The sequence below is a fragment of the Mesorhizobium sp. CU3 genome (assembly GCF_006442965.1).
Taxonomy (GTDB): Bacteria; Pseudomonadota; Alphaproteobacteria; order Rhizobiales; family Rhizobiaceae; genus Mesorhizobium.
In genome coordinates this window covers 135,731-154,764 of record NZ_VFWX01000002.1, presented here as the reverse complement: position 1 = coordinate 154,764, position 19,034 = coordinate 135,731, and the positions used below count along the sequence as shown (strand labels likewise).

Genomic DNA, 19,034 nt, shown 5'->3' with positions numbered 1-19,034 from the left:
ACCGGATTCGCGGTTAACCGGCCCTCAATCTACAACCAAAGAGGTTGTGGAGCCAAACCGACGCCGATGATGCCTGCGCAACTGTTCGGACGACAGGCAGTGATCGTCAGAGCTTCGTGAAACCTGCATCAATGGGGGCCAAAAAAGGCGCATTCGGCCCGGAAAAATCCGCTGATTTAGCAAGGCCGGAGGCCAGGCATGACCCCGATCACCCGTCGAGCCGCACTGCAACTCGGTCTCTTGTCTCTGGCGATGCCGTCGGCCATGGCCGCGAAAAGGTCCGCCATGGTCGATTGGCCGACAAGGCTGGTCGATGCTGCGCGTCGGCAGATCGGCGTCACCACCATCTACGATCCGACCTACACCCGCATCGCCTATCCCGGCGGCGATGTCGCGCAGGATCGGGGCGTCTGCACCGACGTCGTGGTCCGCGCCTACCGCAAGGCTTTCAGGCTCGACCTGCAGAAACTGGTGCACGAGGACATGACGGCCGATTTCGCCGCCTATCCGAAGGCTTGGGGGCTGAAAGCGACGGACACCAACATCGACCATCGCCGGGTGCCCAACCTTGCCATGTTCTTCGCCAGGCGCGGCGCGTCGCTGCCGGTCAGCCAGGATGCCGCCGATTACCAGCCGGGCGATCTGGTCACGCAGATGCTGCCCGGCAACCTGACGCATATCGCCATCGTCTCGTCCAACCGCTCGGCCGATGCGCCGGAACGGCCGCTGGTCATCCACAATATCGGCGGGGGCGCCCGCGAGGAGGACACGTTGTATGTCTTCCGACACACAGGCCATTTCCGCTTCGCGCCGACCTAAGCCGTGAAACTCAGAGCGGAGCGAGCGCCTGCGCCTTGTGCGCTGCCTCGACCACGGCGAGCGCCGTCATGTTGACGACACCGCGCGAGGTCACCGACGGCGTCAGGATATGCGCCGGCTTGTCGGTGCCGAGCAGGATCGGTCCGACATGCAGCGCGTCCATCATGGCGCGCAGCGCCGTCAGCGTGATGTTGGCCGAATCGAGGTTCGGGAACACCAGGAGATTGGCTTCACCCTTCAGCCTCGAATGCGGATAGACGCGCTGGCGCAGATGTTCCGAGATCGCCGTGTCGGCATGCATTTCGCCATCGCACTGCAATTCGGGCGCGATGCGGCCGAGGATTTCCGCCGCCTGGCGCATCTTCAGGGCGCTGGCGGAATCGCGCGAGCCGAAATCCGAATGCGACAGCAGTGCCGCCTTCGGCTCGATGCCGAAGCGCTGGATTTCTTCCGCGGCCAGCACGGTCATTTCGGCGATTTCCTCCGCCGTCGGATCGACCGAGACATGAGTGTCGGTGAGGAAGATGATGCCGCGCTGCGAGATCAGCATCGACAGCGTCGACAGGTCCATGTCCTTGATGCCGGCGCGGGTGCCGATGATCAGAGTGACGTTGCGCAGGTGCCGCTCGAAGCGGCCTTCGAGGCCGCAGATCATGGCGTCGGCATCGCCGCGCTTCAGCGCAAGGGCGGCGATCACCGTGTTGTCGGTGCGCACCATGGTGCGGGCGGCTTCCGTCGTCACACCGCGGCGGCCGGCCAACTCGATCAGCAGGTCGACATAGTGGCGGTAGCGCGGATCGTCTTCCGGGTTGATCAGCGCGAAATCGACGCCGGGGCGGATGCGCAGGCCGTAGCGCTTCAGGCGCACGTCGACGACATGCGGGCGGCCGATCAGGATCGGCTCGGCGATGCCTTCCTCCAGCACCACCTGGGCGGCGCGCAGCACGCGCTCGTCCTCGCCATCGGCATAGATGACGCGCTTGGCGCTAGACGCCTTGGCCGTTGAGAACACCGGCTTCATCACCAGGCCGGAGCGGAAGACGAAGCGGTTGAGCTTGTCGATATAGGCTGAGAAATCGGCTATCGGCCGCGTCGCCACGCCGGTATCACAGGCAGCCTTTGCCACCGCCGGCGCGATGCGCAGGATGAGGCGGGGGTCGAAGGGCGAGGGGATCAGGAAATCGGGCCCGAACATCGGCGTCTCGCCGGAATAGGCACGCGCCGCGACATCCGACGGCTCCTCGCGGGCAAGGGCGGCGATCGCCCTCACGGCAGCCATCTTCATCTCCTCGTTGATCGCGCTGGCGCCGCAGTCCAGCGCCCCGCGAAAAATGTAAGGAAAGCAGAGCACGTTGTTGACTTGATTGGGAAAATCGGAACGCCCGGTGCAGATCATGGCGTCCGGCCGCGCGGCCCGCGCCGCCTCCGGCATGATCTCGGGATTGGGGTTGGCCAGAGCCAGGATCAGCGGCTTCGGCGCCATATGCGCCAGTAGTTCCGGCTTCAACACGCCGGCGGCTGAGAGGCCGAGGAAGACGTCGGCGCCGGGAATGACATCGGCCAGCGTGCGCGCCTCGGTATCCTTCACATAAGGATCCTTCCAGCGGTCCATCTCCTCGACACGGCCCTTATGGGCGACGCCGAAACGGTCGGTGACCCAGATGTTCTCGACCTTTGCGCCGAGCGAGACCAGAAGGTTGAGGCAGGCAAGTGCGGCCGCACCGGCGCCGGAGGTGACGATCTTGATGTCGGAAATCGCCTTGCCGGCGAGTTCCAGCCCGTTCAACACCGCGGCGGCGACAATGATCGCCGTGCCGTGCTGGTCGTCATGGAAGACCGGGATCTTCATGCGAGCCTTGAGGCGCTCCTCGACCTCGAAACATTCCGGAGCCTTGATGTCCTCGAGATTGATGCCGCCGAAGGTCGGCTCGAGCGCTGCGACCGTCTCGACCATGCGCTCGATCTCGGGCGCATCGATCTCGATGTCGAAGACGTCGATGCCGGCGAATTTCTTGAACAGCACCGCCTTGCCTTCCATCACTGGCTTGGAGGCCAGCGGACCGATATTGCCGAGGCCAAGCACCGCCGAGCCGTTGGAGACGACGCCGACCAGATTGGCGCGTGCCGTGTAGTCGGCCGCGGTCGCCGGGTCGTCGCGGATTTCGAGGCAGGGGGCGGCGACGCCCGGCGAATAGGCAAGCGCCAGGTCGCGCTGGTTGCCGAGCGGCTTGGTCGCCTGGATCTCGAGCTTTCCCGGCGTTGGATATTTGTGGAAGAAGAGGGCGGCCTCGTCGAGGTCCGACCGGGCCGGTTTCTTGTTGTCGCCGTCCATTGCGGCCCCTCCCTGCAATACTGGTTTGGAGCCTTTTAACATGCGCGGCCGATTTCGCGACGGCAAATCTCGGGCGCGGCGTTCACGATGCCGGAGCAGAAATAATCAATCGATTCCAGCTGGTTGGCGCGAGAGTTTCGGGCGGATGAACAGCAGCTCGTCAGAAGGCGCTGACATACAACCCGCCGTCGACCGGGATGTTCTGCCCCGTCAGATAGCCGGCATGGACCGAGCAGAGGAAAGCGCAGATCTGGCCGAATTCCTCCGGCGTACCGAGGCGCTTTGCCGGCACGTCGGCGCTGATCCGGGTTTTGCGCGCAGCGGCCGCGGCCGGGTCTTCCACGCTGCCTGCTTCATGCGGGCCGCGCAAGCGGTCGGTGTCGAGCTTGCCGGGCAACAGGCTGTTGATGGTAACGTTGCGGTCGATCACCGTGCGCGCCACGCCGGCCAGGAACGAGGTCAGGCCAGCCCTGGCGCCCGACGACAAATCGAGGCCGGGGATCGGCACATAGACCGAAAGCGAAGTGATGTTGACGATGCGGCCGAAGCCGCGCTTGGCCATGCCGTCGATCACCGCCTGGGTCAGTTCGATCGGCGTCACCATGTTCTGCGTCACGCCTTCGAGGATTTTCGCCCGGTCGAGCTCGCGGAAATCGCGCAGCGGCGGGCCGCCATTGTTGTTGACCAGGATGTCCGGATCGGGGCAGGCGGCAAGGATCGCCTTCTGAACGTCAGGTTTCGACACGTCGCCGACGATCTCGGTCACCTTGACGCCGTAAAGGTCGCGGATTTCCTTGGCGGTCTTGGCAACGAGCTCGGCATTGCGGCCGTTGACGACGAGATCGCAACCCGCTTCGGCCAGCGCCATGGCGCAGCCGCGACCCAGTCCCTTGCTCGAAGCGCAGACGATGGCCTTCTTGCCGCGAATGCCCAGATCCATGGTGATTTTCTCCTGAATGCGTCGCGCGCAAGCTAGCGCCTGGGCTGGATCAACCGCAACCGTCATACGGTTGTTGCATGAATCGGCGCATAGGCACGCGAAAGCAAAGGTGAAATCGCGATGTCAGGCCCAGAGCCCCGCACTTTCCGCGCCCTGTTCATTTCCGACGTGCATCTCGGCTCCAAGGCGGCCAAGGCCGATTTCCTGATCGATTTCCTGCGCCATCACGACGCCGACATCATCTATCTGGTCGGCGATATCGTCGACGGCTGGCGGCTGAGGCGTACCTGGCACTGGCCGCAAAGCCACAACGACGTGGTGCAGAAATTGCTGCGCAAGGCGCGCAAGGGCGCCTCGATCACCTATATCGCCGGCAATCATGACGAATTCGCCCGCCAGTTCCAGGGCGTGCATTTCGGTGGCATCGTCGTCGCCGACCGCGCCATCCACGAGACCGCCGACGGCAGGCGGCTGCTGGTCATCCATGGCGACCAGTTCGACACCGTCGTGCACAACCAGCGCTGGCTCGCCTATCTCGGCGACTATGCCTATGACGCGGCGATGATGATCAACCGTGTGGTGACCAGGCTGCGCCATCTGCTCGGCCTTCCCTACTGGTCGTTCTCGTCATGGGCCAAGGTCAAGGTCAAGAAGGCGGTGAATTTCATCGGCTCGTTCCAGACGGTGCTTTCCGACGAGGCGCGGCGCTCGCATGTCGACGGCGTCATCTGCGGCCACATCCACCACGCCGCGATCGAGAGTTATGGCGACGTGCAGTACATCAACACCGGCGACTGGGTGGAGAGCTGCACGGCGGTGGTCGAGCATTTCGACGGCCGAATGGAGATCCTGACCTGGGCGCATGTGCTGCCGGAGGTCGAGGCCGGCAGCGACGTGCTGGTGCCGGTCGACGTCATCGACCTCAAGGGCAGGGCGGCGCAGGCAGCCTGACCGCGATGGCGCTGGCGCGAGATTGCGCCTCTTTGATGTGATTGCCACGCCGCCGCTATCCCAGCTTCGTTCGTCAACAGCTTTGACCTCAAACGATTAGGCCAGGCAGTTTCACCGCACCCTTCTGCATGTTAGGGATCAAGGCACGTTGCACGGCCTTATCTGCAGCGAAATTGGATCGATTCATGTCGCTGCCGCCGCTCTCGCCAGAACAGCTCGTCAAGCCTCGCCATTTCGAACTGCGCATGAGCCTGATCTTCGCGACCTTGTTCATCTCGCCAGGCACGCATCTGCCTTATTTCCCGCTCTGGCTTGAGGCGAAAGGCTTTCACGCCGAACAGATCGCCGTCATACTGGCGGCGCCGATGTTCCTGCGCGTGGTGACGACGCCGATGCTGACGGCGCTTGCCGACCGGGCCAAGGACCGCGCCAATGTCTACATCGTGCTGGTCGCCGCCTCGATGGCTATCTCCGCCGGATATTTCTTGCCCGCGACCTATGCCATAGTGCTTGCCGTCTCGCTCTTGCTGACGATCGTCTGGACGCCGCATTCGCCGATGGCCGATTCGCTGGCGCTGTCGGGCGTGCGCCGCTTCGGCTCGAACTACACCGCAATGCGCAAATGGGGCTCGATCTCTTACCTTTGCGCCAATGTCGCGGGCGGCTTCATCCTGGCGGCGACCGGATCTCAGGCCGTTCCAATGATCATTTTCGTGGCGCTTGGCGCGGCTCTTGTCGCAGGGCTGTGGGCGCCGCGCATGGGCCGGCCGCGCAAGGCTTCACCGCTGTCGGCCACCGAAATCCAGCACAAGGCGCCGAGCCTGTTCAACGCCTATTTCCTCTATTTCACGCTTGGCGTCGGCATCATCACCGCCAGCCATGCCTTCCTCTACGGCTTCGTATCGATCTACTGGAAGTCGGTCGGCATCGGCGATTCCGTCGTCGGGCTGCTATGGGCCTGGGGCGTGGTCTCCGAAGTCTGCATGTTCCTGCTCTTCGACCGCATCTTCGCTTCCGTGTCGGTCGTCAGGGTGATGGTGATCGCCGGCATCGGCTCGATCGTGCGCTGGATCGCCTTTCCGCTGGTCTGGCCGCTCGGGCTCGGCGTGCCAGGCTTCTTCCTCGTCCAGTCGCTGCATTCCGTCTCCGTGGCCATGGTGCTGATCGGGCTGCAGAAGATGATCGGCGAGACGGTTTCGGAGGAGCGCACGGGGGCGGCGCAAGGCATCGCCTATTTCTTCAACGGCTTCTTCATGGCCGCCGTCACGCTCGCGTCCGGTCCGCTCTATCACCGCCTGGGCGTCGACGGTTTCTGGGCGATGATCCCGATCGCCATCGTCGGCATGGCGCTGATCGGGCTTGCCGCACGCTCAGCCCCACAGCGCCCGGTCCGGCGGTGACACCAGCGATCCATGGTAGACGAGGCCCGGCTCGCGGTCGCGCGCGAGCAGCAGCGGACCGTCGAGATCGACGAAATCGGCGTCCTGCGCCAGAAGCACCGCCGGCGCCATGGCAAGCGAAGTGCCGACCATGCAACCGACCATGATGCCGAAGCCCAGTTCGCGAGCACGGTCGCGCAGCTTCAAGGCCTCGGTCAGGCCGCCCGCCTTGTCGAGCTTGATGTTGACGGCATCGTAGAGGCCGACCAGCGCTTCGAGGCCGCTCGCCTCGTGCACGCTTTCGTCGGCGCAGATCGGTACCGGATGCGCAATCCGACCCAGCATAGCGTCCTTGCCGGCCGGCAGCGGCTGCTCGACCAGCGCGATGCGGTGTTCGGCGGCGAAGGCGAGGTTCGGCTCGATGTTTTCCTCCGTCCAGCCTTCGTTGGCATCGAGGATGAAGCGGCTGTTCGGCGCCGCCTCCGTCACCGCGCGGATCCTTGCAAGGTCGTTGTCGCCGCCGATCTTGACCTTGAGCAGCGGACGCGCCGCGTTAGCGCGGGCTTGTGCTGCCATCGCTTCCGGCTCGGCCAGCGACAGCGTGTAGGCGGTTTCGAGCGGCTTTGCCGGAAGCGCGCCGATCGCGGCGGCGACGGGTGTGCCGCTCAGCTTGGCGTCCAGGTCCCACAGCGCGCAGTCGATGGCGTTGCGCGCCGCACCCGCCGGCATGGCGGCGAGCAGGGCGGTGCGGTCGATGCCGGCCACGACCGATCCCCGCATCGCCTCGATCGCGGCGCGCACGCCCTCCATGCTTTCGCCATAGCGCTTGTAGGGCACGCACTCGCCCCGGCCGGAACGACCGTTTTCGCTGATCGTCACGGTGATGACTTCGGCCTCGGTTTTCGATCCGCGCGAGATGGTGAAGGTGCCGGCGATCGGGAATCGCTCCATTTCGACCGAAATGACACGCGCCATAATTTTCTTCTCCGGCTGTGCGACAGCAGTCCGCCGGCAAATCGACACGCCAGTTCCGCCACGCTAAACAGGACGCCATGTTGACGATCGGCAAACGCGACGCAAGCGCAGAGCCCGCCCGGGACGGCGAGCATAGACCGCGCGTCGCCGTGGGCGAGGAGAATGGCGTCTTGGGCTGCGCCTTTTCCGGCGTGTGGACGACGCGCACGGTGGCGCTGATCGATGCCGACATGCGCAAGATCGAGAAGAGCAGCGGCGCAAAGCAGCTGATGCTCGACCTTTCCCAAATCGAGAAGATGGACACGGCCGGCGCCTGGCTGATCGACCGCCTGGCGAGCGCCTTCGAGAAGAAGGGCGTCGAGGTCCATATGCAGGGGCAGAGCGAGATCGCCGCGATCCTGCTCGGCGCGGTAGGTGACGCGGTGCGCCGCGAGCCCGAATCGGGACCGTCCGGGCCGCCCAACATCATCCTGCGGGGCCTCGAGCTGGTCGGACGGCGAGTCTACGAAATGCGCGACGATTTCCTCGCCTCGATGAACATCCTCGGCTCCACCATCCGCGGTGCGCAGATGAAGCTCGGCCGCGGCCATGCGGTCAACCTTGCCGCCATCTTCAACCAGATCGACCGCATGGGCGTCGGCGCGATCCCGGTTGTGGTGTTGATGTCGGCCATCGTCGGCGCCATCGTCGCCCAGCAGGGCGCTTATCAGCTCAGCTATTTCGGCGCCAACATCTTCGTCGTCGACCTCGTCGGCGTGCTCATCCTGCGCGAGCTCGGGGTGCTGATGACGGCGATCATGATTGCCGGTCGCTCGGGCAGCGCGATCACCGCCGAGATCGGCTCGATGAAGATGCGCGAGGAGGTCGACGCGCTGAAGGTGATCGGGCTCAACCCGATCGGCGTGCTCGTCTTTCCCCGGCTGGTAGCGCTGGTGATCGGCCTGCCTTGCCTTTCGATCATCGCCAATTTCGCGGCTCTTGCCGGTGGCATTTTCGCTGCCTGGCTCTATTCCGACATCCCGCCAGCGGCGTTCATCGACAGGTTGCGGATCGCCATCGACCTCAGCACCATCTTCGCCGGTCTGATCAAGGCGCCTTTCATGGCGCTGATCATCGGCATCATCGCTTCGGTCGAGGGCATGAAGGTCGGCGGCAGCGCCGAATCGCTCGGCCTGCACGTGACCGCCTCGGTGGTGAAGTCGATCTTCGTCGTCATCATCCTCGACGGGCTTTTCGCCATGTTCTACGCAGCGATCGGGTTCTGAGATGGCGAACGGGAACGGCGTGACAGCGGCGGAAGGACAGATCGACGACGAGATCGTGCTGTCCGTGCGCGACGTCACCGTGGCCATCGACGACAGGCTGATCCTCGACAAGCTGTCGCTCGACATCAAGCGCGGCGAGATCCTGGGCTGCGGCGGCGCCGCCGGCGCCGGCAAGTCGGTGCTGTTGCGCACCATCCTCGGCCTGATGCCGAAGCAGTCGGGAACGATCAAGCTGTTCGGCGTCGACGTCGACAAGGCAGACGACGCGGACCGGCTGCGCGTCGACATGCGGCTCGGCGTGCTTTTCCAGCATGGCGCGCTGTTTTCGGCGCTGACGGTGCTGGAGAATGTGCAGGTGCCGATGCGCGAGTATCTCGACCTGCCCAAGGCACTGATGGACGAGCTTGCATTGCTCAAGATCGAGTTGGTCGGGCTGCCGCCGGACGCTGCGCAGAAGTTCCCGTCAGAGCTGTCCGGCGGCATGATCAAACGCGCGGCGCTGGCGCGCGCTCTGGCGCTCGATCCCGATATCGTCTTTCTCGACGAGCCGACCTCCGGGCTCGATCCGATCAGCGCGGCGGAATTCGACGAGCTGGTCGTCAAGCTGCGCGACACGATGGAGCTGACCGTCTACATGGTCACGCACGATCTCGACACGCTGTTCACGGCTTGCGACCACGTCGCCGTGCTCGGCAAGAAGAAGGTGCTGGTCGAAGGCACTATCGACGACATGCTGAAAAGCGAGGAGCCGTGGGTAAAATCCTATTTCCGCGGAAAACGTGCCCGGCAACTTGATCTTGCGGCGCGCGCATAGCCATAAGTGAGGCAATGGAAACACGAGCCAACTACGTCATTGTCGGCATCTTCACGCTGGGTGCGATCCTGGCGGCCTTCGCCTTCGTCTATTGGACGGCCGCGATCGGCGACAAGGGCGAGACGGCCATGCTGCGCGTGCGCATCCCGGGCTCGGCATCCGGCCTCAGCCGCGGCAGCCTGGTGCTGTTCAACGGCGTCAGGGTCGGCGACGTCAAGAATGTCTATATCGACGGTGACGATCCGACCGTGGCGATCGCCGACACCGAAGTCGCAAGCTGGACGCCGATCACCAAGTCGACGCAGGCCGACCTCGGACTGACCGGCCTGAGCGGCCAAGCCAATATCGAACTCAAGGGCGCCGATCCAAAGGAAGCGAGGCTGCTCGACGAGGCCAAGAAGGAAGGCAGGATCGCCGAGATCGTCGCCAACCCATCGGCCGTCACCAACCTTCTGCAGACCGCCCAGAACATCTTCACCCGCGCCGACAAGGTCCTGACCGAGCTCGAGGGCTTCACCAAGGACGTGCGCGGCCCGCTGACGCAGACGGTCAAGAATGTCCAGACCTTCTCCGACGCGCTGGCCAAGAATTCCGATGGCATCGACAAGTTCCTGACAGCGGTCAGCTCGCTTTCCGATCAGCTGAAGAACGTCTCCGGCAGGCTGGACAGCACGCTGAAAGCGGCCGAAGGCCTGCTCAACTCCGTCGACAAGGACCAGATCAAGAGCATCGTCGCCAATGTCGACACGGTGACGGCGAACCTGAAAGAGACCTCGAAGCAGTTCGACACCGTCATCGACAACGTCAACACCGCGGTCGGTTCGATCAACGACTTCGCCAAGCAGACGCAAGGCACGCTGGCCAAGGTCAACGGCGTGCTCGACGGCATCGACCCAGCCGACGTCAAGGCGGCTCTGGCCAACATCCAGAAGGCCAGCGCCAGCGCCGACAAGGCGGCCGCGGACATCGCCAAGGTCACCGACAAGATCGCCAACCGCTCGGACGACATCGACCAGACGATCAAGGATGCCCGCCAGCTCGCGCAGCGCCTCAACGACGCCTCGGTGCGTGTCGACGGCATCCTGGCCAAGGTCGACAAGATCCTCGGCTCCGGCGAGGCCGACGGCGTGATGGCCGATGCTCGCGAGACGCTGAAATCCTTCAAGCAGGTGGCTGATACACTGAACGCGCGGCTCGGCACCATCACCGACAATCTGGCGCGCTTCTCAGGCCCGGGTCTCAACAATGTCGAGGCGCTGGTGCAGGACAGCCGGCGTTCGATCAACCGCATCGAGGAAGCGGTGACCGACCTAAGCCGTAATCCGCAGCGCATCCTGTCGGGCGGCGACGGCGAGGTGAAACAGTTTGACGGCAGGGTGCGGCGTTGACTTCGGCCGCCGCGACCGCCAAGACAATGAACTGCGGGGACAGCGGGGATCGCGCGTGACGTCGAGCAGGGTGCGAGGGTTGAAGTCGACGGTTGCTTCGTTGCTGGTGTTCACGCTCGCCGGCTGCGCAGCATTGGGCGGCAAGCCGGCGCCGCTCGATACATTCGAACTATCGGCGCCTTCCGTCGATGCGCGCGCCCACAGCCGCCGCCAGATCCTGATCGCCCAGCCTTCGGCGCTCAAGGCGCTGGACAGCCAGAACATCGTCATCAGGCCGTCCGACCGGTCGATCCAGTTCCTTAAGGGCGCGCAATGGGCTGACCGCCTGCCGCTTATCGTGCAGGCAAGGCTCGCCGAGACCTTCCAGCGTTCGGGCAGCTTCGCCGGCGTCGGCAAGCCGGGCGAGGGGCTGGCGATCGATTACCAGATCATCGTCGAGGTGCGTGCCTTCGAGGTGCGCGTCAATGGCGGCGAGCACGCCGATGTCGAACTGTTCGTGCGCATCCTCAACGACCGTAACGGCGAGGTGCGCGCCTCGAAGGACTTTACCGCGAGCGCGCCGGTCTCCGGGAGCGGCAACGCCGCCTATGTCGGCGCGCTGGACAGCGCCTTCGGCCAGGCTGCCAAGGACATCGTCCGCTGGACGGATTCTACGATCTGAGTTGTCGGCCAAGCCGACAAATCCAAATCATGGGTATGAAAAAAGGCGGGTCGGACCCGCCTTTTTGTTTTCCATCCGCCGATTTGGCTCAGTGCAGTCGGCCGCTGGCGTGGGCTAGCATGGTGTAGACCTTGCCGGTGTCGGAGGTCAGATAGGTCTGCCCCATGATGTTGTCGCGGTCGTTGCGCGAGACATCCTTGAGCAGCTTTTCGAAATCCTCGCAGTAGCGGTCGACCGCGGCGCGGAATTCGGCCTCGGCCTGGTACTTGCGGCGGATCTCGTCGAAGGTCTGCTGGCCCTTCAGCGTGTAGAGGCGGCGCGTGAACACGTCGCGCTCGCCACGGCGGTAGCGGTTCCACAACTCGATCGAGGCGTCGTGGTCTATGGCGCGGGCAATGTCGACGGAGAGCGAGTTGAGCGACTCCATGACATGCAGCGGCGAGCGCGGAGCAGGCGTCGCGCGCGGCGCTTCCGCGGGGGCCGCCGGCCGCAGTTCTTCCTCACGCGAGGCGTTGGTCAGCAGGTCGCGCACCCAGCCGCCTTGCGGTGTCTTGGCATTGGGGTCGCGGCGCGGCGCATCGGCCGGACGTTCGAGATCGAGCGTGCCGCGCAGTGTCGTTTCGGCGATCGGTGCCTGCGGGGCGCGAGGCGCCGGTTGCGGCTGGGGCTGCGACTGGGGTTGAGGCTGCGGTGCCGGCGGACGGCGCAGCGGCGGTTCGGCGGCGCGGGCCGGCGCTTGCTGCGGAGTCGGGCGTAGACCGCGCGGCTCGCTGGTTTCACTCGAGCCGCTGCGGCCGGATTTCGCAACGATATCCGAGAGTTCCTTCAGCGCGTTGATCTGCTCGGCGACGGCGCGGCGGATGGCCGAGGTCGATTCCTTGGCCTCTTCCGGCATCTCGATGACGCCCTTCTTGAGCTCGGCACGGGTGAGGTCGAGCTCGCTCTTGATGGAGCCGGCGGTGCGGCGCATTTCCTCGGTCGCGTCGGCGAAGCGGCGAGTGGCCGATTCGACGACCTCGGTGATGGCCGTGCGGATCTTTTCCGCCGATTCCATCGTGCGGCCTTCCGCGTTCTGCATCGTCTGGCCGACGAGGTTCTCGAAGGAACGCATCACCTTTTCGAGGTCTTCCGACTTCTTTACCAGGCCGACGGCGAGGTCTTCCAGCGACGACTGGCGCTCCAGCGTGTGCTCGAGATTGCTCTGCGCGGAGCTAAGCAGGTTCGAGGCGCTTGAGAGCAGGCGGCTGTGTTCGTCGAACTTGGTCGCGATCGAGGCAACTTCGCGCAGCGTCGCCGACGAGAGGTCGGTGAGCCTTGTCGTGTTGGAATCGACCAGACGGGCCGAAGAGGCGAAGGTCTGCGCGGCCTTCTCCGTCGTCGCGGCGAAGCTCTGCGTTGAGCCAGCAAGCCGATCCTCGACCTGGCCGAGATTGACCGCCGCCTGATCGATCAGCTGACCAAGCTGGGCGCTGGAGGTCGTCATGCGGCCGATCAGGTCGGACACGCTGTCGGCCAGCGACGAGCGCGCACCTTCGACCGCCGAAAGCGTCTCGGCCGTGCGGCTGGCAAGCGCATTGACGAGGTTGACGTTCTCGCTGCGCAGCTTCTCGGTCGCGCGTTCCGTGACCTCTTCCATGCTGCGCTGCAGCTCGGAGCCGCCCTGGGCGAAGCGCTCGACCAGCGGCCGGGCCGTCTCGTCGAGGATCTTCGCCATCTCGGCGGAGCGGGCGGCGAGCATGGTGTTGAGCTCACGGGTGTTCGAGCCGATCGTCTTGGCCGCCTCGTTGGTGCTCTGGCCGATATGCTGGCCGACCGCCGTGAAGGTTTCGGCAATGACGTTGGCGCGCGAGATCAGCTGGGCTTCGGCGCTGGAGACCTGCTCGTTGAGCTTCTGGCCCATCGCTTCGGCGGTGTAGGCGAGGCGGTTTTCGACGCCGGCCACCTGGTCCTCGACACGAGCGGCCGCGGCCGCGGCGCTCGCGGCCAGCCGCTCGTCGGCGCCGGCCAGCGCCTGCTCGATCTCGCGGGCGTGGATGGCGAGTTCCTGGCCGGTCTGGCGGGCACGGTCGGCGACGCGCTGCTCGGTGGCGGCGAAGGCGCCGATGATGGTATCGGCATGCTCGCCGATGGTCGAGCTGCTCGAGGCGATGCGCGAGACCAACCGGTTGTCGGCGTCTTCGAAAATGCGGCCGATTTCGCCGGCGCGGGCGGAAAGCGCTTCGGAGCCTTCGGCGATGCGCGCCATCAACTGCTGGTCGGCGCCGTCGAAGATGCGGCCGAGATCGGAGGCGCGGGCGGCTAGCGCTTCGGCCGATTCCGAGATGCGCGCCGACAGCCGCTCGTCGGCGCCCTCGAAGTTGCGCAGGATGTCGCCGGCGCGGGCGGCAAGCGACTGCGCCGTCTCGACCGCGCGGGCGACCAGCTTCTGGTCGGCGGCGTCGAAGGTGTTGGCGATGTCGCCGGCGCGGCTGGCCAGCTTGTCGGCGGTTTCCTCGGCTCGCGCCATCAGTGCGCTCGACGCATCGTCGGCACGTGCCATGAGCATGTTGGACGTATCCTGGGCGCGTTCGTGCAGGCGGCGGTCCGCTTCCTCGAAGGCGTGGGCGATGTCCTCGGCCCTGGCAAGCAGGGCGGCCGAGGTCTGCTCGGCGCGCTCGGCGATCTTGCGGTCGGCGTCGCTGAAGGCGGCGCCCGCCTGCTCGTGCAGGCTGCTGGTGACTTCCATCACCTTGTCGCGCAGCGCGCCGGCGACGAAGACGGCGGTCTTTTCCAGGACGCCGCGGACATTGTCGACACCGGTCGAGAGCGCGCGCTCCATGGTGCCGGAGCGTTCCTCGATGATGCCGGTCTGGCGGCTGAAGGCCTGCTCGATCTTTTCGACATCGGCGGCGATTGCCGCCGAGATATCGCCGCTTCTGGCGGCAATCTGGTCGATATGGTCGGACACCGAACGATCGACGTCCTTGCGCGCCTCGGCGAGCTTGGCGATATCGTCTTCAAGGGCGCGGGCCAGAATGTTGCGACCTTCCGACAGCTTGCCGACATGGCCGGCAATGATGCCGTCGATCTCGGAACGGCTTTCGGTCAGCTTCTGGAGGTCAGCTTCAAGGGCGCGCTTGAGGATGTCGCGGCCTTCGGCGAGCTTTTCGACCTGGCCCGAGACCAGGCCGTCAATCCCGGAGCGGCTTTCGGCGAGCTTGGCGAGGTCAGCTTCAAGGGCACGCGTGAGGATGTCGCGGCCTTCGGCGAGCTTCTCGACCTGGCCTGCCACGAGGCCGTCGATGCCGGCACGGCTTTCGGCCAGCTTGGCAAGATCGGCTTCGAGCGCGCGCCTCAGGATATCGCGGCCCTCGGCGAGCTTCTCGACCTGGCCGGCGACCAGGCCGTCGATGCCGGAGCGGCTTTCGGCCAGTTTCGCCAGATCGTCCTCCAGCGCCTTCGACAAAGTCGAACGGTTCTGCGACAGCTGATCGGCGTGGCTCTGCATCAAGCCGCTGGCCGTCGCCATATCGGCGCCAAGCGCGCGTGACAGGTCGGCGCGGTGATCGGTGATCTTTTGCGAATGATCGACGATGGCGCCTTGAATCGTATTGAGGTCGGCTTCCAGCGCGCGCTTGAGGATATCGCGGCCTTCGGCGAGCTTCTCGACCTGGCCGGCGACCAGACCATCGATGGAGGAACGGCTCTCGGCCAGCTTGGCGAGATCGTCTTCGAGCGACTTCGACAGCAACGAACGTTCCTGAACCAGGCGATCCTGGTGGTCGGTAACGGCGCTGCTGACGCTGCGCAGATCGTCCTGCAGGGCGTTCGACAGCGCCGAGCGGTCCTCGACGAGCCTGGTCTGATGGTCGGCGATTGCGCCGCTGACCGTCTTGAGGTCGGCGTCGAGGGCCTTCGACAGATGAGCGCGATCCTCCAACACCCTGTCGGAGTGTCCCGCAATGGCACCCTTGATGGTGTTGAGGTCGGCTTCGAGCGCGCGCTTGAGGATATCGCGGCCCTCGGCCAGTTTCTCTACCTGGCCGGCGACCAGGCCGTCGATCGAGGCGCGGCTGTCGGCCAGCTTGGCAAGGTCGGCTTCCAGCGTCTGCGACAGCAGGCTGCGGTCGTCGGCCAGCTTGCCGGCATGGCTGTCGATCAGGCCGCGGATGCCGCTCAAGTCCTGCTCCAGCGAGCGGCTCAATTCACCCCTGTCCTCGGCGAGCTTCGCCGAATGGGTCTCGATCAGGTTCCTGATGCCGATGATGTCGGTTTCGAGAGCCTTGGCGAGCACGGCGCGGCCTTCGGCGATCTTTTCGACCTGACCGGCGACGAGGCCGTCGACCGAGGCGCGGCTGTCGGCGAGCTTGCCGAGATCGGCATCCAGGGCGCGGGCCAGGATGTTGCGGCCCTCGGCCAGTTTGCCGACGTGGCCAGCGACCATTTCATCAATCATTGTGCGGGCTTGGACAAGCCTGCTGGAGTCTTCGGTCATAGCCTGGGCAAGGCGGTTGCGGCCTTCCTCGAGCTGCTCGAGATGGCTGCCCAGCGACGCGTCGATGGCGGCGCGAGATTCGTTGACCTTGCGCAGGTCTTCCTCCAAGGCGCGCGAGATCAGGCCGCGGCCCTCGGCCAGCTTCTGCACCTGGTTGGTGACGGCGGCATCGATCGCCGCGCGGCCTTCGGCGAACTTCGCCAGGTCCGCCTCCATGGCCGCGGCCATGCGGTCGCGGCTGTCGGAAAGCTTGCGGCTGTGATTCTCGACGGCTTCCTCGATGCCGACACGGGCATTGGCCAGCCGCTGGATGTCAGAGTCGAAGGAGCGCGACACGACATGGCGCGCGTTTTCCATGCGGCCGGCGAAATCGGTGGCGCGGGCTTCGAGCATGGACGAGGTCGACGAGATGATGTCGGCCATGTCGGCGCCGATCTGGGTCTTGCCCTGGTCGATCATCGACGACAGCTGATCCTTGCTCTCGGCAAAGGTGTTGGCGATCTCGCGGGCGCGGTCGACCAGCGTCTCGTTGATCTGGCGGGCGCGCGCTTCGAGCGCTGCGTTGAGCTTCTGCGTGCCGGTGTCGAGCGCCTCGGCGCGGGTCTGGAACTCGCTGATCAGCGCCTGACCGCGCTCGGCAAGCGTGCGTTCGATGCCGCTGAGGCTCGCCTCGAACTCGGAGCTCAGCGTGCGCGCGGCGCCGCCGAGCAGCGAGACCATGCCGTGCGTGCGGTCATCGAGCAGGTCGGTCAGCGAACGGGTGAGGCCGTCGGTGGTGTCGGTCAGCTTGGCGATGCGGGTGTCGAGCAGGCTGGCGAAGGCTTCGCCGGAGGTCGACAGGCGGTCGGTGATGTTGTCCAGGCGCGATTCGACGGAATCGAAGATCGACGTCGAGCTTTCATTGATGCGATCGATCAGCGTGTCGCCGGAATTGTTGATCGTCATCGACAGCTTGGTCGAGGCGTTGAGGATGGAATCGCGGATGATGTCGCTGGCCGCGCCGATCTCGTCGCGCAGCGTCTCATGGGCGCTGGAGATGGAGGCGCGCACGCGCTCGGCGTGGGTGACGACCGCCTCACGCTCGCTGCCGAGGCCATCGACCAGCGAGCGGATGCGGGCCTCGTTCTCCGAGTAGGAGCGTTCGATCTGGCTGACTTCGCTGTGCACCAGCGTTTCGAGCTCGACGGCGCGCGCGAGCGTGCGCTCGATGCCTTCGCCCATGGCCGCCACCTCGCGGCGAACGGCCTGCCCAATCATCATGACGCGGTCCTGGGCAAGGTTTTCGGGCTCGGCGAGGCGGAACGCCACCTCGGTCATCGATTGCGCGGCAATGCGCATTTCCTGGGCGCGCCGGATCATGGCGGCGAAGGCCCAGAACAGGATGATCGGAACGATGGCCGCAACCGCTAGCCCGATCAGTTCGGGGCGGGCGAAGAACTGGTCGAAGCTGCGGATCTTCCAGATGTCCGGGCCGAACAGAAGGTTGGCCAGGCCGCCGGCGCCGGCGATCCAGGCCAGCGAAAGAAAGGCGATCACCCAATAGACGGTGCTCGACGCGCGCCGGTTGAGGGTATGCAGAAGGGTTTTGTAGTCCTTCTGGCGGTCGTCATTGGCGGGCGTGAAGCCTACAGGTTGCGTGAAACCGGCTGGCTGCGGGTTGCGCGGCTCCACGGGGCGCAATTCCGCCGGCTTGGCGGCGGGCGCCTTCGGCGGCAGGGGAATGTTCGCCGGCTCCGCTTTCTGGCTGCGGCCTTCGCGCGCCAGCTCATCGGCCGCTGCCGAGATCTGAGCCTCAAGGTCTTCCATCGACGCCGCCATATCGAGGCCACCTTCGTCGCCGTTCAGGTCAAGGTCGAGCGCCTTTTCCAGTTCTGCGGCCACGTCGCTGTCAAGAGATTTGGTCGTCGTTGGTTTCTTAGCCATGCCTTCGCTACCCTGTACTAGCTGCCGCGGGACTTATGATTGTGGCCTGATTCTGGCCCGATTCTGGCTTGTCTATCCCGAGCAGGAGGCTGAAAAATGGACCCTCGTATCGTAATGACACACTGGGGTAAAGAAAACATGCATTCGGGGCGATACGTAAAACTTTAAATATAAGGTTAACGGAAGCGTGATGCGGCTGCCTCCGTGACAACATTTTTCCCCGGCAATCGTTAACCCGATGGCGAGGTGAATCACCTATTTGCTTAGGCGACGTGCCCGCGTGATGGAGTTTATAAGTGCGTATGCGTGGCGAAGTTGGTGTAGCGTTTTCGATGCCCGGTGGCGATGCCTCGGGAACGGCCGGAGCCCGGCCTGTGGATCTTGCCCATTTGGCGCGCCAGACGATGGGCGACCGCGAGCTTGAAAGAGAGGTGCTGGCGCTGTTCGTGCACCAGTCGCTTTCGGTTCGCGACCAGATTGTCGACGCCGACGCCCGGCAAAGGGTGCTTCTGGCGCACGGGCTGAAGGGATCGGCGCGCGGCATCGGCGCCTTTGCGGTCGCCGAATGCGCGGGCGCCATCGAAAAGCAGCCGGACGATCCAAGGGCGCTCAGGAAGCTCGGCACGCTGATCGAGGAAGTGCGCGACTTCATCGCCGGCATCAGCCGGTAGCTCCATATTCCAAAAAAACGTCATTTCGTGGCGCTTACGCGCCGCAGTTGACTTGTCCGGCGGAGTGATTATCTCGGCTGCGACTCCTCAGGTGACCAATGACAAAGCTGACCTACATCGCCCATGACGGGACCCAATTCGACGTGGATGCCGAAAACGGCTCGACCGTCATGGAGAACGCGATCCGCCACGCGGTTCCCGGCATCGAAGCCGAATGCGGCGGCGCCTGCGCCTGCGCGACATGCCATGTCTATGTCGACGAAGCCTGGACGGCCGAGGTCGGTGAACCGGAGGCGATGGAAGAAGACATGCTCGACTTCGCCTATGACGTGCGGCCGAATTCGCGCCTGTCCTGCCAGATCAAGGTCCGCGATGCGCTCGACGGATTGATTGTGCGCGTGCCCGAACGCCAGGGCTAAAGCCGACTTTCCAATTTTCTTTC

General features: G+C 64.9%; 13 protein-coding genes. 9 read left to right on the top strand and 4 right to left on the bottom strand.

Annotated features, from left to right (window positions below; translation table 11 throughout):
* The first annotated feature begins 198 nt into the window (after nt 1-198).
* A complete protein-coding gene (locus FJ988_RS04150; RefSeq protein WP_140815499.1) occupies nt 199-819 on the top strand; it encodes a DUF1287 domain-containing protein in 621 nt (206 codons plus the stop codon).
* A gap of 10 nt (nt 820-829) precedes the next feature.
* On the opposite strand, the gene FJ988_RS04145 is transcribed toward FJ988_RS04150, so the two are convergent.
* A complete protein-coding gene (locus FJ988_RS04145) occupies nt 830-3,151 on the bottom strand; it encodes an NADP-dependent malic enzyme (RefSeq protein WP_140815498.1) in 2,322 nt (773 codons plus the stop codon).
* Nucleotides 3,152-3,311: 160 nt separating this feature from the next.
* Entirely contained in the window at nt 3,312-4,091 is a 780-nt protein-coding gene (locus FJ988_RS04140; protein ID WP_140815497.1) for an SDR family oxidoreductase, read from the bottom strand.
* Nucleotides 4,092-4,211: 120 nt separating this feature from the next.
* Between FJ988_RS04140 and FJ988_RS04135 the strand changes: the two genes are divergently transcribed.
* A complete protein-coding gene (locus FJ988_RS04135) occupies nt 4,212-5,042 on the top strand; it encodes a UDP-2,3-diacylglucosamine diphosphatase (RefSeq protein ID WP_140815496.1) in 831 nt (276 codons plus the stop codon).
* A gap of 185 nt (nt 5,043-5,227) precedes the next feature.
* On the top strand, nt 5,228-6,442 hold the full coding sequence (locus FJ988_RS04130; protein WP_140815495.1) for an MFS transporter: 1,215 nt from the start codon (nt 5,228-5,230) through the stop codon (nt 6,440-6,442).
* On the opposite strand, the gene dgcA is transcribed toward FJ988_RS04130, so the two are convergent.
* Entirely contained in the window at nt 6,413-7,396 is a 984-nt protein-coding gene (gene dgcA / locus FJ988_RS04125; RefSeq protein ID WP_140815494.1) for an N-acetyl-D-Glu racemase DgcA, read from the bottom strand. The genes FJ988_RS04130 and dgcA overlap by 30 nt on opposite strands.
* Before the next feature lie 77 nt (nt 7,397-7,473).
* Here dgcA and FJ988_RS04120 point away from each other — a divergent pair, with 77 nt between their 5' ends.
* Genes FJ988_RS04120 through FJ988_RS04105 form a run of 4 tightly spaced genes read left to right on the top strand, consistent with a single transcriptional unit; the run spans nt 7,474 to nt 11,524 of the window.
* A complete protein-coding gene (locus FJ988_RS04120; protein WP_140815493.1) occupies nt 7,474-8,661 on the top strand; it encodes an ABC transporter permease in 1,188 nt (395 codons plus the stop codon).
* 1 nt (nt 8,662) lies between these two features.
* The gene (locus FJ988_RS04115) at nt 8,663-9,475 is read left to right on the top strand and encodes an ABC transporter ATP-binding protein (RefSeq protein WP_140815492.1); all 813 of its coding nucleotides are present in this window, start codon (nt 8,663-8,665) and stop codon (nt 9,473-9,475) included.
* Nucleotides 9,476-9,489: 14 nt separating this feature from the next.
* A complete protein-coding gene (locus FJ988_RS04110) occupies nt 9,490-10,863 on the top strand; it encodes an MlaD family protein (RefSeq protein ID WP_140815491.1) in 1,374 nt (457 codons plus the stop codon).
* A gap of 55 nt (nt 10,864-10,918) precedes the next feature.
* Entirely contained in the window at nt 10,919-11,524 is a 606-nt protein-coding gene (locus tag FJ988_RS04105; RefSeq protein WP_246688430.1) for an ABC-type transport auxiliary lipoprotein family protein, read from the top strand.
* Between the two features lie 88 nt (nt 11,525-11,612).
* Here FJ988_RS04105 and FJ988_RS04100 read toward each other — a convergent pair whose 3' ends face one another.
* Complete coding sequence (locus FJ988_RS04100) at nt 11,613-17,921, bottom strand: kinesin (protein ID WP_140815489.1); 6,309 nt, start codon at nt 17,919-17,921, stop codon at nt 11,613-11,615.
* Between the two features lie 302 nt (nt 17,922-18,223).
* Here FJ988_RS04100 and FJ988_RS04095 point away from each other — a divergent pair, with 302 nt between their 5' ends.
* Both FJ988_RS04095 and FJ988_RS04090 read left to right on the top strand, forming a co-directional pair.
* Nucleotides 18,224-18,592, top strand: coding sequence for an Hpt domain-containing protein (locus tag FJ988_RS04095; RefSeq protein ID WP_140815488.1), 369 nt, complete (start codon nt 18,224-18,226; stop codon nt 18,590-18,592).
* Nucleotides 18,593-18,690: 98 nt separating this feature from the next.
* Entirely contained in the window at nt 18,691-19,011 is a 321-nt protein-coding gene (locus tag FJ988_RS04090; protein ID WP_140815487.1) for a 2Fe-2S iron-sulfur cluster-binding protein, read from the top strand.
* Nucleotides 19,012-19,034: the final 23 nt, after the last annotated feature.